The organism is Spirosoma utsteinense (assembly GCF_014282275.1).
Classification (GTDB): domain Bacteria; phylum Bacteroidota; class Bacteroidia; order Cytophagales; family Spirosomataceae; genus Spirosoma; species Spirosoma utsteinense.
Window position 1 is genome coordinate 74403 of the sequence record NZ_VFIA01000008.1, and the last position, 16339, is coordinate 90741.

The 16339-nt window shown below is 55.4% G+C and carries 11 protein-coding genes; 6 read left to right on the top strand and 5 right to left on the bottom strand.

All coding sequences use genetic code 11. The features are described 5' to 3' along the window. Positions 1 to 68 precede the first annotated feature (68 nt). On the top strand, positions 69 to 1271 hold the full coding sequence (locus FH603_RS08225; RefSeq protein ID WP_235985314.1) for a GDSL-type esterase/lipase family protein: 1203 nt from the start codon (positions 69 to 71) through the stop codon (positions 1269 to 1271). Between the two features lie 153 nt (positions 1272 to 1424). On the opposite strand, the gene FH603_RS08230 is transcribed toward FH603_RS08225, so the two are convergent. Further along, positions 1425 to 2039: a hypothetical protein gene (locus tag FH603_RS08230; RefSeq protein WP_186736990.1), complete on the bottom strand. Its 615-nt coding sequence runs from the start codon at positions 2037 to 2039 to the stop codon at positions 1425 to 1427. A 123-nt stretch (positions 2040 to 2162) separates the two neighbouring features. Continuing rightward, the gene (locus FH603_RS08235; protein WP_186736991.1) at positions 2163 to 2792 is read right to left on the bottom strand and encodes an MgtC/SapB family protein; all 630 of its coding nucleotides are present in this window, start codon (positions 2790 to 2792) and stop codon (positions 2163 to 2165) included. Between the two features lie 113 nt (positions 2793 to 2905). Between FH603_RS08235 and uvrA the strand changes: the two genes are divergently transcribed. The 5 genes from uvrA (at position 2906) to FH603_RS08260 (ending at position 13613) form a co-directional block, all read left to right on the top strand. Beyond that, a complete protein-coding gene (gene uvrA, locus FH603_RS08240) occupies positions 2906 to 5866 on the top strand; it encodes an excinuclease ABC subunit UvrA (RefSeq protein WP_186736992.1) in 2961 nt (986 codons plus the stop codon). Positions 5867 to 6044: 178 nt separating this feature from the next. Next, positions 6045 to 8426 (top strand): sialate O-acetylesterase, encoded by a 2382-nt coding sequence (locus tag FH603_RS08245; protein WP_186736993.1) that lies wholly within the window; start codon positions 6045 to 6047, stop codon positions 8424 to 8426. A 179-nt stretch (positions 8427 to 8605) separates the two neighbouring features. Beyond that, entirely contained in the window at positions 8606 to 11389 is a 2784-nt protein-coding gene (locus tag FH603_RS08250; RefSeq protein WP_186736994.1) for a DUF1553 domain-containing protein, read from the top strand. A gap of 3 nt (positions 11390 to 11392) precedes the next feature. Next, positions 11393 to 12898, top strand: a complete 1506-nt coding sequence (locus FH603_RS08255; protein ID WP_186736995.1) for a DUF1501 domain-containing protein — start codon at positions 11393 to 11395, stop codon at positions 12896 to 12898. A gap of 31 nt (positions 12899 to 12929) precedes the next feature. Then, on the top strand, positions 12930 to 13613 hold the full coding sequence (locus tag FH603_RS08260; protein WP_186736996.1) for an alpha/beta fold hydrolase: 684 nt from the start codon (positions 12930 to 12932) through the stop codon (positions 13611 to 13613). A gap of 81 nt (positions 13614 to 13694) precedes the next feature. Here the strand turns inward: FH603_RS08260 and gatC are convergent, their stop codons facing one another. Genes gatC through purH form a run of 3 tightly spaced genes read right to left on the bottom strand, consistent with a single transcriptional unit; the run spans position 13695 to position 16316 of the window. Then, positions 13695 to 13982 carry an Asp-tRNA(Asn)/Glu-tRNA(Gln) amidotransferase subunit GatC gene (gene gatC, locus FH603_RS08265; RefSeq protein ID WP_186736997.1) on the bottom strand — a complete coding sequence of 96 codons (288 nt, stop codon included), beginning with the start codon at positions 13980 to 13982 and terminating at the stop codon, positions 13695 to 13697. A gap of 7 nt (positions 13983 to 13989) precedes the next feature. Then, complete coding sequence (locus FH603_RS08270; protein WP_186736998.1) at positions 13990 to 14721, bottom strand: lysophospholipid acyltransferase family protein; 732 nt, start codon at positions 14719 to 14721, stop codon at positions 13990 to 13992. A gap of 29 nt (positions 14722 to 14750) precedes the next feature. After that, entirely contained in the window at positions 14751 to 16316 is a 1566-nt protein-coding gene (gene purH / locus FH603_RS08275; RefSeq protein WP_186736999.1) for a bifunctional phosphoribosylaminoimidazolecarboxamide formyltransferase/IMP cyclohydrolase, read from the bottom strand. Between the last annotated feature and the right edge of the window lie 23 nt (positions 16317 to 16339).

Consider the following 16339-nt stretch of genomic DNA (forward strand, 5'->3'; position numbering starts at 1 on the left):
GTCGGGTATTTAGCGCAAAAGTACTTTTTTCAGTCAACAAACCCATTAGAGATCGTGGGCCGGTATGTATGAATTCAGCATTTGATTTTTTGTTCAACATCGATACTGACTGGCTACGGGTTTCTGCTCTTGCTTCCCGCTTACCCGCCGTCTCCCCCGGAAACACGTATGTGTTTGCGGCTGTACTCGTGCTTGTGCTTCTCCCTTTTCTGGAAAAGCGGGCCCGTCAGCGCTACCCATTTGCCCGGACCGGAATTCAGTATGGAGCGATGTGCCTGCTGGCGCTTTGTTTATGGCCCGTTGCCTGTGTTCAGATCGAGCCCGTCGACAAAACTACGGCGGGCCGGGAAGCCGCCGACCCTGGCTGCGATACGCCGGGTTGCGTACCTGCGACGGTCAAGCGTGCGTCCAGAACCATACCCGCCCCTACGCCACAAGGCTTGCCTGTTCCAACGTTCGCCCTACAGGAAGGTACCGTCGCCTTCGGCAGCCCGATCAAGCTATCGGTGTCGAGCCTTCCCGTTGGGGCAGTGATCGAGTATTCGTATGATAATGGAAAAACCTGGATACCGGGCGATCAGGTGCCGGTTTTGAGTACAGGGCCTATTTTGAGCCGTACCCGAATCAATGAACTGACCTCAGGCCCGTCGCAAGCCGCCTTTAAGCCCTACTACCAACGCATGATGGTCATAGGCAACAGCATTATGGACCACGCGCCATTGCCGGAGAAAGGCTGGTTCCTTTCCAATGGTATGGCGGCTTCGGCACCCGATAAAGATTTTGTGCACCTGCTGACAGCCAATTTAGCCGCACAATATCCCAAGGTAGCGGTTCGGCTGGTGTCGGCAGGAAATTTTGAGCGTCAGTTCAGCCGGTCGGAATACAGCATCGATGAGTTCAATGAACCCCTGCAACAGTTCAGGCCCGATCTGATCATTATCCGGATGGGCGAAAATATTGACGAGGGAGAAGTACAGAGTCCGCGCAGCTTCGAGTCACAGTTTCGGCTCCTGCTGGATCGGTTCACCACCTACCTCGGCCAACCCGTTAAGATCGTCTGCACTACCAGCGTGTGGAAACGGCCGCAGGCCGATGCCGTTATCCGCCGGGTATGCCTTGAAAAAGGTATTACACTGGCCGATCTGGGCACCATGGTCGGTCAGGATCAGTATTTTGCCTTTCGGGAATACAAGGATGCTTCTGTTGGCGCTCACCCGAATGATGCCGGGATGAGACGCATCGCCGATCTGATCTGGGCGAAATTACCCTGATAGGAACGAATGAAAGTTATAACCACTACCAGGGGCTTACAGCCCACTGGCAGGGTTATAACTCCGTCAAAAAGGCGACTCCTGTAGCGGGAGTCGCCTTTTTTCGATAAGAAACCTATCCGGAACAAATATTCCGGCAGCAATAAAAACCGATCAGAAGAATGACAGCCGCAATACAAAGGGGCTACCGTAGATAGTCCGTGCCAGCGCATTATCGCTGTAATTGAGATTATACAACGCTGTCAGGTTTACACCAAACCGGCGTGAAATGGGCTGCATGTAGGTTAGACCGATCAAGGGGGCGGTCAAGGATGCCTGCACATTGCCCAGACCATCTACTTTCTCCTGAATGGTGCTGTTTTCAATTTCTCCGTGTAGATACAGGTTCGATATCAGCGACGGAATAAACTCATACATGACGAATGCCCGCGCACCATACTGGTTGTAAGTTGTTGGCACATAATAGGGCTGCTTGTAGCGGGTATATGTATAACTTCCGCCAATTCCGACCAGCAACCGCTCGGTAGCCTGATACGCCACGACCGGCGACGCCCCCAGACTAAACGGATTACCAAACCGAAACCCGTTGATACCACCCCCAAAGCGCAGGCGCTGACCAAAGGGCAGGGGCCGGCCTTCGGGAGTTTGTGTACGCAGTGGGTCCTGACCCTGTCCCCGGCGATCATCGGGGTCTTCGGTAAGTTGACCGAAGGCTACGGTGCTGCTGAGCAGAGCCGCGATTACGACTATTTTGTGTATGTAATTCATGATAGATACGAAAGTGCCATTCAGCACGATTAGTAACGAAATCGGCCCGTTCAATAGTACGCAGGCAGGCCCGGCCTTGTTGCATTCTCTCAGAATGACTCTTTGCAGCGTCAAACCGTTCAGTCAGAACGTAAATTCTTTCACTTCGGGGTCATTGAGCAAGCGTTTAATGCACTTTTCGTGACTCTTCTCCGAACCTTGTACGCGCCACTGACCAATTATGTCGGTTCCGATACGCTGCTGCCGGTTACGCGTTGGCGACAGGCCGCATTCGGTAAAAAAATTTTCATACTGGTAGAGTGTCTTGTGCCGAAACGCCGTTACAATCCTGTAATCACGGGTCTGGTTGGCCCTACCAATCCGCTTCGACAAGCCTGTCAATAACAGTAACGCCCCCATAATTATACCAAAACCGATGAGGGCCAGGTCGTAAAGACCTCCCCCCAGACTCATACCCAGCGCCGACACGGCCCAAACGGTAGCGGCTGTTGTCAGGCCTTTTATGCGGTTCTCTTCCCGGAAAATGATACCCGCCCCCAGGAAGCCGATACCGTTGACAATATTGGCCGCTATCCGGTCGCCGGCCCCGCCAATCCGACCCGATACGATCGTGAACAGGGCCGATCCAACGCAGATCATGATCATGGTACGAAAACCGGCAGCTTTCCCATTGTATTCGCGCTCGGCCCCGATAAGCCCACCCATGAGCAAGGCTACTACCAGCCGAATACTATCTTCCTCTGCGAAAGCCATACACGTATGAATGAAATAAGATGTGCCAGATAGCCGACATCACACCTGGCTCAAGAACCTAACCGAACGTAAAACCGTTAAAACTTAGATAGAGTTTACCCTACTGACTCCGCATGACATCAACTACGGAAACCGAACGCCGGACCGCCGGAACGCTGCGTTCCGTTGACCATCTCGACCCCAAGCAATTTATTATTATCAAAGGGGCGAAAGTACATAATCTGAAAGGAATAGACGTTGCCATACCGCGCAACAAATTAGTGGTGCTGACGGGCCTGTCAGGATCCGGCAAGTCGTCACTGGCGTTTGACACGCTGTTTGCCGAGGGGCAACGCATGTATGTGGAGAGCCTGAGCAGCTACGCCCGCCAGTTTCTGGGCCGGATGGAGAAACCCGAGGTTGAATACATTAAAGGTGTTTCGCCTGCCATCGCCATCGAGCAGAAAGTGTCGACCCGCAATCCGCGCTCAACCGTTGGCACCTCAACCGAAATCTACGATTACCTGAAGTTGCTCTTTGGCCGGGTTGGCATTACCTACTCGCCCCTGTCGGGCCACGAGGTACGTAAAGACACAGTTACCGATGTTGTCAACTTCATGTACAGCTTTGAAGCCGGTCAGCGGATCATGATCATGGCACCGTTACAGATTCGGGAAGGGCGCACACTGGCGCAGGAGTTGAACATCCTGCTTCAGAAAGGCTATACCCGGATCGTAGCCGACGACCAGATGCTTCAAATTGAGGAAGTCCTGGAAGAGGAAGAGCAGAAAATAGCCGCCCGGCAGGAAAGCACCAGCCTGGCCGCCGTTTCGGCCAGGCTGGAAATTCTCGTCGACCGCGGTACCGTCCTGTACGATGACGCGGGCAACCCCGACGAAGATAACCAGTACCGCTTCTCCGACTCTGTCCAGACCGCTTTCAATGAGGGCGATGGCAGTTGCCGGGTCAACGTTGCAGGGCGCGCTGGCGAGGCTGGCGAATCCCGGGTCTTCTCGGACAAGTTCGAGCTGGACGGCATCATATTCGAAGAGCCAAGCGTAAACCTCTTTACGTTCAACAACCCGTACGGTGCCTGCCGTCGGTGCGATGGATTTGGCAAAGTGCTTGGCATCGATCCTGATCTGGTCATTCCCGACAAGAACCTGTCTGTATTTGAAGGTGCCATCATGCCGTGGCGAAGCGAGAAGATGAACCAGGAATTTCTGAAGCCTCTGCTTAAGAATGGCATCCGGTTCAACTTCCCTATTCACCGGCCCTATAAAGATCTGACCCACCAGGAACAGGAACTTCTCTGGACAGGCAATACCTACTTCGACGGGCTGAACGCTTTTTTTGCCTACGTCGAAAGTCAGACGTTCAAGGTACAGTACCGGGTAATGTTATCCCGGTATCGGGGCAAACGGTCTTGCCCCGAATGCCGAGGGTCACGACTGCGGAAAGACGCATCGTACGTAAAAGTAGCGGGCAAAAGCATTACCGATCTGGTATTGATGCCGCTGACGCAGGTGACCACTTTTTTCCGGGAGATCGAGCTGCCACCTCATCAGCAGCAGGTGGCAAACCGGATTCTGGTCGAAATTCGCAACCGGCTCGACTATATGGAGCGCGTTGGCCTGGGCTATCTCACGCTCAACCGGTTGACCAACACCCTGTCGGGTGGCGAATATCAGCGTATTAAGCTGGCTACCTCGCTGGGATCGGCGCTGGTGGGCTCGATGTACATTCTCGATGAACCCAGTATTGGCCTGCATCCGCGCGATACCCAGCGGCTGGTGAGCGTTCTCGAATCCCTGCGCGACATGGGAAACACGGTCATCGTTGTAGAACACGAAGAAGAAGTGATGCGGGCCGCCGACCAGCTCATCGATATCGGTCCCGACGCCGGTTCACTGGGTGGCCACCTCGTTTTTCAGGGAACCTGGAACGACGTAGCCCAGCTGATGAACGAAGAGCAGGGATCGGCTGATGGGTCAATGGATAATGATGGGGTATCGCTCAAGAGCCATACTCTCGACTTCCTGACCGGACGCGAGACGGTACCGGTGCCATCATTCCGGCGTAAATCGACCAATTTTATTGAGTTGAAAGGCGCGCGGGAAAATAACCTCAAGGATGTAGACGTGCGGTTTCCGCTCAATACGCTAACGGTTGTGACGGGCGTGTCGGGATCGGGCAAAAGTACGCTCATCCGCAAGGTACTCTACCCGGCACTGGCGCGTCAGAAAGGCGAATCGGCAGAGGAGTCCGGCAAATACGATTCGCTGACCGGTTCGCTGGACCGCGTGTCGGCCGTAGAGATGATCGACCAGAACCCCATCGGTAAGTCGAGCCGCTCCAACCCGGTCACTTATATCAAAGCCTACGATTACCTCCGGCAGGTCATGGCCGACCAGCCACTGTCCAAATCTCGGGCTTACAAACCGAGCCATTTCTCGTTTAACGTCGACGGGGGGCGGTGTGAGGTTTGCCAGGGCGAAGGTGAGGTAAAAATCGAGATGCAGTTCATGGCCGACATTTACCTCAAGTGCGAAGGCTGCGGGGGTAAGCGTTTCAAGCAGGAAGTACTGGAAGTGGCCCTGCATGACAAAAACGTGTCGGACATTCTGGATATGACTGTCGATGAAGCCATCGCCTTCTTCCGCCCGTTCGAACCCAAAATGGCCGATAAACTTCAGCCCTTGCAGGATGTGGGCTTAGGCTACATTGGTCTCGGTCAGTCGGCCAACACGCTATCAGGCGGTGAAGCGCAGCGGGTGAAACTGGCTTCATTCCTAGGCAAAGGAAATCCGAACAAAGGCAGCACCCTGTTCATCTTCGATGAACCAACGACGGGCCTGCATTTCCACGACATCCGCAAGTTGCTGAAAGCCATCAACGCCCTGGTCGATCAGGGTGATTCGGTGATTATCATCGAACACAATATGGAAGTCATCAAAAATGCCGACCATATCATCGACCTGGGTCCCGAGGGTGGCGACACCGGCGGTTACGTTACGTTTACGGGTACACCGGAAGAAATGGTAAAGCTCACTGACGGAAATTATACCGCCGAGTACCTGAAAGGAAAAGTTTAGCAGATCAATCGAAAATATAGAGAAAGTCGGATGAACACATCCGGCTTTTTTTGTTTGAAGAAACCCTATTGTGCTGCCAATCAGGCAGTATGTAGCCATTTCTACGCGAGCCTTTTACATGTATTCTCATATAGACCAACTTTTCTCCTATTTTCGTACAAGATTATCCTGCCAGTCAATGCCTTTATCCGTTAAGTGGGTCTTACTGTTTATTAGTTGGCCCGTGTTTGCCGTAGCCCAACTTCAGATTTCGTATCCCTTACAGCGCCTTGTGGTACAGCGTGGCGCCGACGGCAACGGGCGGCTTTATGTGTCAGGGCGGCTCACCGGAGCGGCCGACCGGGTAGAGGCCCAACTGACCCCCGCTTCGGCCGGGCAGGGTACTGCTACCGGATGGCAGACGGTACAGACGAATCCCACAAACAGCCTCTTTCTCGGCTTTGTCACGGGGGCAGGCGGCTGGTATGTACTCACCGTACGAACGCTTGTAAACAACGTCGAAACCGCACGGGCAACGGTTCAGCCGGTCGGGATTGGCGAGGTATTCATTACGGCCGGGCAGTCGAATTCGAGGGGGCTCGGCTCGGGCGACAACGACCTCGGAACAGCCACCGACCGGGTCAATGCCATCGACTCCATCAACCACTCCTACCCGCCGGGAGCTAAGGCACTCGTATCGTCCGGCGACCCTTCGCCGGTGCCGGTCTTTAAACCCCTGACAGCGGGCCGACGTGTTTTCCCCATGGCCGAGAGCTCGTGGGGATGGGGCGAGTTAGGCGACTACGTTGTTAACCGCTACAATGTGCCCGTGGCGTTTTATGTCGCTGGCTGGGACGGCTCCACCATCGAGAACTGGATCAACTCCGCCAACGGTATTCCTACCTGCAACCGCTATTACTGCGTAGAAAACTGGCCGAACCTCCAGCCTTATACCAATTTAAAAAACGTGTTGACCTATTATGCGTCGATGGCCGGTGTTCGGGCGGTGCTGTGGCATCAGGGCGAAGCCGAGTATGGCGACGCCGGTTCAGGCAGTATTCCCGATTACCGCAATCGACTGACGGCCCTTATCCAGAAAACGCGACAGGACTTCGGGGGGCGCAATCTGCCGTGGATGGTAGCGCGGGCGTCGTTCGATGGCACTACTTCCCGGTCCGACGTGATCAACGCCCAGCAGCAGGTTATCGACACCCCCGGTCTGAACGTGTTCCAGGGTCCCTACAACGATACGCTCATCAACCGGAATGCAGGCACTACCGACGTACACTTCCGTAATTCACAGCGTCCCTCACCCCACCCCCGCTACTACCTCAACCCGAACAGTATCCCCGTCGATATGGGCCTGTCGCGTTTTGCCCGAAACTGGAACAACAGCCTGAACAATGCCTTTTTCCAGAATGCGCAACCTATTACACCGACTCAGTTTGCGGTGACGGGTATACTGGCAGATTATGTGCGGCCCGGCGATAGCCTGCGCGTTTCCTTTTCAACGATTGGCACGCTGGCCGCTACGCAATGGCAGGTGCAGCTGCTCGACTCACTGGGCCAGTACAAGGCTATCCTGGGCAGCGGCCCCAGTAGCCCCGTGCGCGTAAAACTCCCGGCCGATTACCAAAGCGGCCGGTTTCAGGTACGGGTTGTCTCTGCATCCCTGAGCCTGGCCGCTGTTCCATCGAATCTCTTTCGTATCACCACCAACCCACCCACGGCCGATCTGAGCCTTGGCATGGGCGTTAGCCAGCGAACACCGGATGTGAATACCCCCGTTACCATTACCCTTTTCGTACGTAACGATGGGGTTAATACCGTAACCAACGTTGTGGTCCGGAATCGCCTGCCCACTAACGTAACCGTCGTTTCCACAAATGGACTCACTCTCAATGGCACGGTGCTTACGGGTACCATTGGTAGCCTGAGCGCTGGCGCAACAGCTACACTTAGTTTCGCAGCGCAACCAACCGCAGCGGCTACGTACCGCAATGCGGCCGAGATTATCCAGTCGTCGCTAACGGACCCCGACAGCCAGCCCAATTCAGGTACCGGCGACGGGCAGGACGATGCGGCTTCGCTGGATTTCCGCACGCGCGAGTCCAGTTCGGCCCTATTTGCCTCCCCTAATCCCGATCAGGTGCCTTTGCCCGCAGTTGCCAGCAATCAGCCTGTCCCAGACCCCGCCAAGGCCGACGTTAGCCTTGGCCTGTTGGTAAATAACCGGGCACCAGCCCTGAACAGCACTATTACCTACACCGTAACGCTCTCCAACCGGGGCGGACAAACGGCTACGGGCCTGACTGTTTCAGTGAACCTGCCCGCAGGGCAAACGTTTGTTCCGGGCGATGATTTTTCCTTCAGTAATGGTGTGCTGGTCGGGGGTCTCAGCAGTTTGGCGGTCAGCAGCAGCGGTACACTCCGCTTTCGTACCCAGGTTACCGCGCTGGGCCAGGGAAGCTGCACGGCTCAGGTAGCAGCCGCCAGCCAGCCCGATCCCGATTCGGTGCCGGGGAATGGGATCGACAATGGCGAAGACGATGCCGCGCGTATCGACGTGCGGGTTCGGTAGTACATACAAAATTCCTGCTCCGACCAGACCGTTACGTATTGGTAACGGTCTGGTTCTGGCTTGGTTTCGAACAGATTAGGCCTTATCTTGGTTAAAATTGCACCCACCCATGACGTTCTTAGTACAAAATCAGGTCTTCCTGCTTTTAGCAGGGAGATATAGTCTATTTGTACCCCTCTATGAAAACTCAGTGGATCGTTCTTAGTGCCATAATTGGGTCGATAGGGCTGGCTCTTTCGTCGTTTCTCGGCGTTTTCGAGAACCGGGTCGACTATAATACCCAGATAAAACCACTCCTCAACAAGAACTGCATTGCCTGCCACGGGGGTGTAAAAAAAGCATCGGGCTTCTCCCTGTTATTCAAGCACGAAGCCCTTGCCCCAGCCAAATCGGGCAAACCCGCCATTATTCCCGGTGATGCCGATGGCAGCGAGCTAATCCGGCGGCTTACCCTGACCGATCCCGAGGAACGGATGCCGCTCGATCACCCGCCCCTGACACCCGACGAAATTGACCTGCTGCGCAACTGGATCGATCAGGGCGCTGAATGGGGTGATCACTGGGCGTACCAACCCGTCGAGAAGCCTGAGCTTCCAAAAGTCGGCACCTTCTGGAGCCGGCTGGGCATTTCCATTCCGGGACTGGCCGATGACAAAGAGACCCAGTGGGTAAAGAATGAAATCGATCCGTTTATCCTCGACAAACTGAAGGAGAACGACATGAAGCCCTCGCCCGAAGCCGATCGGGCAACGCTCATCCGGCGGGTGTCGCTCGACTTGACCGGCCTGCCACCAACGGAAAAAGAAGTGGCTGATTTCGTTCGGGACGCGTCGCCTACGGCTTACGAAACGGTAGTTGACCGGCTGCTCAAATCCCCCGCCTATGGCGAACGCTGGACGGGCTGGTGGCTCGATCTGGCGCGCTACGCCGACACGAAGGGATATGAGCGCGACCCCGGCCGGAAAATGTGGCGTTATCGTGACTGGCTGATCAACGCCTTTAATAAAGACAAACCGTTCGACCAGTTTACCGTGGAGCAACTGGCGGGCGACTTACTGCCCAATGCCACCGACGATCAGCTGGTAGCCACGGCCTTCCACCGCAACACCATGAACAACGACGAAGGTGGTACGCAGGACGAAGAGTTTCGCGTGGCCGCTCTCCTCGACCGGGTGGGCACAACCTGGGACGTCTGGCAGGGAACGACATTCGCCTGTGTGCAGTGTCACAGCCATCCATACGACCCGTTTGTTCACGACGAATTTTATAAATACGCAGCTTTTTTCAATAACAGCCGCGACGAAGATGTCACGAGCGATACGCCCACGCTCCGGTTCTACAAACCCGCCGACTCCCTGAAACTGGTTGGTCTCACGCAGTTTATCACGTCGGCGATACCCAACCGGCAGGAGGCAACCCGACAGGTGGCTTCAGTGACCAAACTGGCCCGCACGATTGAGCCGAAGATCAATTCCCATGACTTTGATCAGCTGGTCAGCGCATCGCTGCTGGACGCTAAATATTTTGGCTTTCAGCACACCGGCTCGGCCCGCATCAAAAACGTAACCCTCACCAACCGCCCCCGGCTACTGATTGCCTGGGGAACCAAAGCGCCGGATGCCGTTGTCACCATTCGGCAGGATGGCCTGGCGGGGCCCGTGTTGGCCACAATACCCGTCCCCAAAACCGGTAGCCAGTGGAACGACACCATTCAGATGATTCCTCTGCCTCGTGTTCAGGGACGGCATAGCCTGTATTTATCGCTGAACAGCCCCAAATCGCCAAAAGACTGGGTGATGATCAAGTGGGTTTCGTTCCAGCCATCGTTGCCTGGCCAGCCTGCCGATGCGGTTGGCCCCCAGGATAAACTTTTGCTTGACGTGCTGAATGCCGATGCGGAGCAAGTGCCGATCATGCTCGACGGATCGGGCGATCTGGCCCGGGAAACCCACATTTTCGACCGGGGCAACTGGCTCGTGAAAGGCAAAAAAGTAACGCCCGATGTACCCAAAATTTTCCCTGCCATGGAGCCGGGGTTACCTAAAAACAGGCTGGGATTAGCCCGCTGGATGGTGAACCGAGATAATCCCTTAACGGCGCGCGTCGTTGTCAATCGGCTGTGGGAGCAGCTATTTGGCGCGGGTATCGTTGAAACGGTGGAGGACATGGGTACGCAGGGCATCCCGCCAACGCACCGCGAACTGCTGGATTATTTAGCCGTGGAGCTGATGGATACCGACCAGTGGAGCCTTAAAAAAATGCTCCGGCGTATGGTCCTGTCGGCTACTTACCGGCAGCAGTCCCGGGTGTCGCCCGATGTGCTGGCCAAAGATCCATTCAATAAAATGCTGGCGCGCGGTCCCCGTGTTCGGTTATCGGCCGAGCAGGTTCGCGATCAGGCCTTGGCGGTAAGCGGATTGCTGAGCCCCAAACTATTTGGTCCCAGCGTGATGCCAACCCAGCCCGACGGCATCTGGCAGTCGCCCTACGACGGCGAATCGTGGACGCAAAGCACCGGCGAGGATCTGCACCGGCGGGCGCTGTACACCTACTGGAAACGGACCGCTCCTTACCCTTCGATGGTCACGTTCGACAGTCCCAGCCGGGAGTTCTGTCAGTCACGCCGGATTCGGACAAACACCCCCCTCCAGGCGCTGGTAACGCTCAACGACCCGGTCTACATGGAGGCCGCGCAAACCCTGGCTACGTATATGGAAGGCTGCGGCCCCTTGCCCGAGAGCCAGCTTCAGGCCGGTTTCCGGCGCGTTATGCTCCGCAAGCTGTCTCCCCAAAAGCTGGCCGTGCTCATGCAACTGTACCGAAACACCGAACAGCATTACCGCCAGCAGCCCGAAGCCGCCAAAATACTCCTGGCGCGGGCTACGGCCACTCCCCGGCAGGCAGCGCTGACCGTAGCGGCTAATACGATGCTCAACCTGGACGAAGTGATAACAAAAGAGTAAGCCATGAACAAACTCCATAACGAACTTCGGCAGGCAGCCGCCGAACGCGAAACCCGGCGTCATTTCCTGCATACCTGCTCGACGGGACTGGGAGCCATGGCCCTTAGTTCGGTCCTGGGCAGCTGCGGCTTTTTTGGGAAGGATAACGCAGCATCCAACGTCGTCGGGTCGGCCCCCTCGACCGATGATCCGGCTACGGCCCCGCACCCGGCGCAATATCTGCCCAAAGCCAAACGGGTCATTTATATCCATATGGCGGGCTCACCAAGCCAGCTGGAACTGTTCGACTACAAGCCCGAGCTGGCCAAATACAACGGTAAAGACTGCCCGCAGGCGCTGCTGGAAGGCAAGAAGTTCGCCTTTATCCGGGGAGTCCCAAAGATGCTGGGACCGCAGGGGGTATTTGCGCAACACGGGCAGTCGGGTGCCTGGGTGTCTGATTATATGCCACACCTGCAGGGCGTCGTCGACGATATTTCGTTTCTGAAAGCCATGCATACCGACCAGTTCAACCATGCTCCCGCCCAACTGCTGATGCATACGGGCAGTGCGCGACTGGGCCGACCCAGCATGGGCTCGTGGGTGACCTACGGACTCGGGACCGAAAATGATAACCTGCCGGGCTTCATCGTGCTGGCATCGGGCGGCAAATCGCCCGACGCGGGCAAATCGGTTTGGGGAAGCGGTTTTCTCCCGTCGGTATATCAGGGCGTTCAGTGCCGTACCGATGGCGATCCGGTCCTTTATGCATCCGACCCGGCCGGGATGAGCCGCGATGTCCGAAAAAATACCATCGACGCCATCAACCAGATCAACCAACAACAATATGACGACGTCAAAGACCCTGAAATCCTGACCCGAATTGCGCAGTATGAACTCGCGTTTCGAATGCAGATGTCGGTGCCGGATGCGATGGATATCAAAAGCGAACCGCAGTATATTCTGGACAGCTACGGTGTAGACCCTAACAAGGGATCGTTTGCACGAAACTGCCTGCTGTCGCGTCGGCTGGTGGAGCGGGGGGTTCGGTTCGTGCAATTGTTCGACTGGGGCTGGGATACCCACGGCACCAGCAAAGATACGTCTGTCGATATTGGTCTTCAGGCCAAATGCCGGGAATCCGATCAGGCCGTTGCCGCACTCCTGACCGACCTGAAGCAGCGCGGGTTGTTAGAAGATACACTCGTGGTCTGGGGCGGGGAGTTTGGCCGGACGCCGATGCAGGAAAACCGCGACGGTCAGGTATTGCCGTTCTATGGTCGGGATCATCACCTCGATGCGTTCACCGTCTGGATGGCGGGCGGGGGCGTCAAAAAAGGATTTTCTTACGGGGAAACCGACGATATAGGGTATTATGGGGTGAAAGATCAGGTTCATGTCCACGACCTTCAGGCTACGATCCTGCACCTGCTCGGCTTCGATCATGCCAAGCTGACGTACCAGTTTCAGGGTCGTCCGTTTCGACTAACCGATGTTGCCGGAAAAATTGTAAAACCTATTATTGCTTAACTACCGTAGTCTGGCTGGACTACCGGAAACCATGCCCAACCGCATCTTTTTAATTCACGGTTACGTCGAAGACCCGACGATTTTTGACAAGCTCGTGCCGCTGCTGCCACCAGCCAACTATGTTCGAATCAACCTCGCCGACGAGTTTGGGCGCTGGCAACCAACCGGTTCAGTCAACGTTCAACGACTGGCTCAGTACCTGACAAGCCACTACACAATAACGAAAGACGATGTAGTGATCGGTCATTCAATGGGGGGCTGGACAGCCATTCATATCAAACAGCTAAGTGGGGCACGGGCTATTCAGCTGGCGTCGTGGACAGATCAGAAAAAAATCCGGTTTCCAACCGATAACCTTACAATCCTTAAACTCCTGCTCAACACGGGCATTACACAAAGCCGTACCCTGACTAATTTTTTCAAGAGACAGTACCCATTTGATGAATCCCGCGACCTGTACATCCAGTTACTGGAAGGGACATTACACATGACACGGCTCTACCTCTGGCAGCAGTTACAGACCCTGTTTGCCAAAGTCCCCACACTGACGGTTCAGCCGGACTTACGCATCCATTCACGCGCCGATAGTATTGTTGCGGCCCCTGATGAAGCGTTCAGGGATGTGCCGGGGGACCACTTCTCACTGGTTTTCTACCCTGAACTCGTAGCGGAACCCATCCGGTCACTGCTCAGCAAAACCCTGCCAGTGGCCTGAAAAGGCCCTGGTAGTGGTTAATTTATGCAGCTATTTCAACCACTACCAGGGCCTTTCAGGCCACTGGCAGGGTTAGGTTGTCTACTCCAACACCTTAGGCACTTCAAAAAACTGGTTGTCGTGCTGGGGCGCGTTGACAAACGCCTGCTCACGCGGCAGGTGATTACCAACGACGTCATCGCGCAGCACATTCGTCTCGTCCGATATATGCGTGAGCGGTTCGACGCCGGTTGTGTCGACTTCGTTCAACTGCTCCATCCAGGTCAGTACCCCGTTCAGGCTGCTCAGCAATTCGGTCTCTTCTTCGGGCCGAACTTCCAACTGGGCCAGGTGTGCTATTTTCTGTAAGGCTTCCTGATCTACTTTCATTTTTCCGTTAGGCTACTACTTTCTTGTGGCTCTTCAATTCGGTGTCGATAATCCGGTACGTTTCCTGTTTCAGCTGCTCCACATCATGCTGCGTCATACCAGCGGTATCGACCGGCGGGTGAACAACGGCCTGCATCGGGTACCACTGCATCCGGAAACGCCCATCGTCGGGCAGGATGCGGTAATTGGTAAGCAACGTTATGGGTACGATAGGTACCTGCTGCTGAATGGCCATGGTGAACGCACCATCTTTGAAAGGGGCCATCCGGGGAATAGGGTTGGCAACGATGCCGCCCTCCGGAAAAATCATGATGCTCCGGCCGGCCTGTAACGTCCTGATCGACTTCGCCAGTGAATAAGCCCGGCTATTGGCCACGTTCCGATCGACCTGTACGTGCAGTTTGGCAAACATGTAGCCCAGCAGCGGGATCGTTTTAACGTCACTTTTCCCGACAAAGGCGTAGTCGTTTTTTATGACCACCCCCATTACAGCAATGTCGATATACGAAAAATGGTTGGCGCAGAAAACGTATACCTGCTTCGGATCGGGCCGGTACCGGTACGTCACCCGTACCGGTATACCCACCAGCGCAAAAAATACATGCCCCCAGATAGCGTTGACCCGGTGGGCCATTGGTTTCCAGGCATCCCGCTGCAAAAACACGAACTGAATCGGGAACAGAATCAGGTACAGACCCACCAGGCAGATCGCGCACCAGATGGTGTAGAGTAGTCGCATAGAAGCAGAACCGGCCGCCTGAACCCGGCTTAGTGTTTGAAATGGCGTACGCCCGTCGTGACCATCGCAACCCCGTACTGGTTGCAGGTATCGATCGAATCCTGATCACGCACCGAGCCTCCGGGTTGTACGACGGCCGTAACCCCCGCCTGAGCCGCAATTTCAACGCAGTCGGGGAAGGGGAAAAACGCGTCGGAAGCCATGACCGCTCCGTTCAGATCGAATCCAAATGTACCCGCTTTTTCAATGGCTTGCCGCAGCGCATCCACGCGCGACGTCTGTCCTACCCCACTGGCCAGCAACCTTCCTTCTTTTGCCAGCACGATGGTATTGGACTTGGTATGCTTACACACCTTCAGGGCAAACTCCAGCGCCAGCAACTCGCTCCCGGTAGGCGCTTTCTGGGTAACCGTTTTAAACTGATCGGCGGTTTCGGTCTGGTTGTCTTTGTCCTGCTCCAGCACACCGTTCAGGATCGTTTTGAACATAATCGTTGGCAACGCCACCGGGTTACGTCTCAACAGAATCCGGTTCTTTTTCGATTTCAGCACGTCCAGCGCTTCGGGCGAATAGTCGGGCGCGATCAGGATTTCCATGAACAGCTTGTTCAGCTCTTCGGCCGTTTCACGATCGACGGGTACGTTGGTGATCAGTACTCCCCCAAACGCCGATACCGGATCGCAGGCCAGTGCATTCAGATAGGCTTCTTTACCCGTGGGAGCCGTAGCAATCCCGCAGGCGTTGGTGTGCTTGATGATCGCGAAAGCGGCTGGTGAACTGGCATCCGACGGAAACTCATCGATCAGGCTTACGCAGGCGTCAACGTCGACAAGGTTGTTGTACGACAATTCTTTACCGTGCAGTTTCTCGAACATAGCCTCCAGATCGCCATAGAACGTAGCCTGCTGGTGCGGATTTTCGCCGTAGCGCAGGTGATTGCCGGGCAGGGTCTTGAAATTGGTGAGGTTGCCCATCGATGCGTCGGCACTGGAAGACGTATCTTCCGCCAGATCACTCTCGAAATAGGTCCGGATGGCAGTGTCGTAATGCGACGTAACGGCAAAAGCCTCTTTCGCATACCGCCGACGGTCGGCCAGCTCGGGAGCCCCTTTCCGGTCGGTGAGCAGCGTCAGTACATCCGTGTACTGGCTGCGTGACGACACGATCAGGATATCGTTATAATTTTTGGCGGCTGCCCGAATCAGGGAAATACCACCGATATCGATTTTCTCGATAACGTCGTCATCCGAAGCGCCTGAGGCTACTGTTTCCTCGAAGGGATACAAATCCACGACGACCAGATCGATGGGCGGGATATTGTGCCGTTCGGCCTGGGCCAGGTCTTCGGCATTGTCGCGCCGGTAGAGAATACCCCCCATAACGGCGGGGTGCAGCGTTTTTACCCGACCCCCAAAAATAGATGGGTAACCAGTGAGGTCTTCAACGGCCGTCACGGGTATACCGAGTTGTTCGATGAACGACTGAGTGCCGCCCGTTGAATAAAGCGTTACGTGTTGTTCGTGCAGAAGCCGGACAATTGGTTCGAGGCCGTCTTTATAAAAGACAGAGATCAGCGCAGAAGTTATCTGTTTCATTCACGGATAATGTATCATGGAAA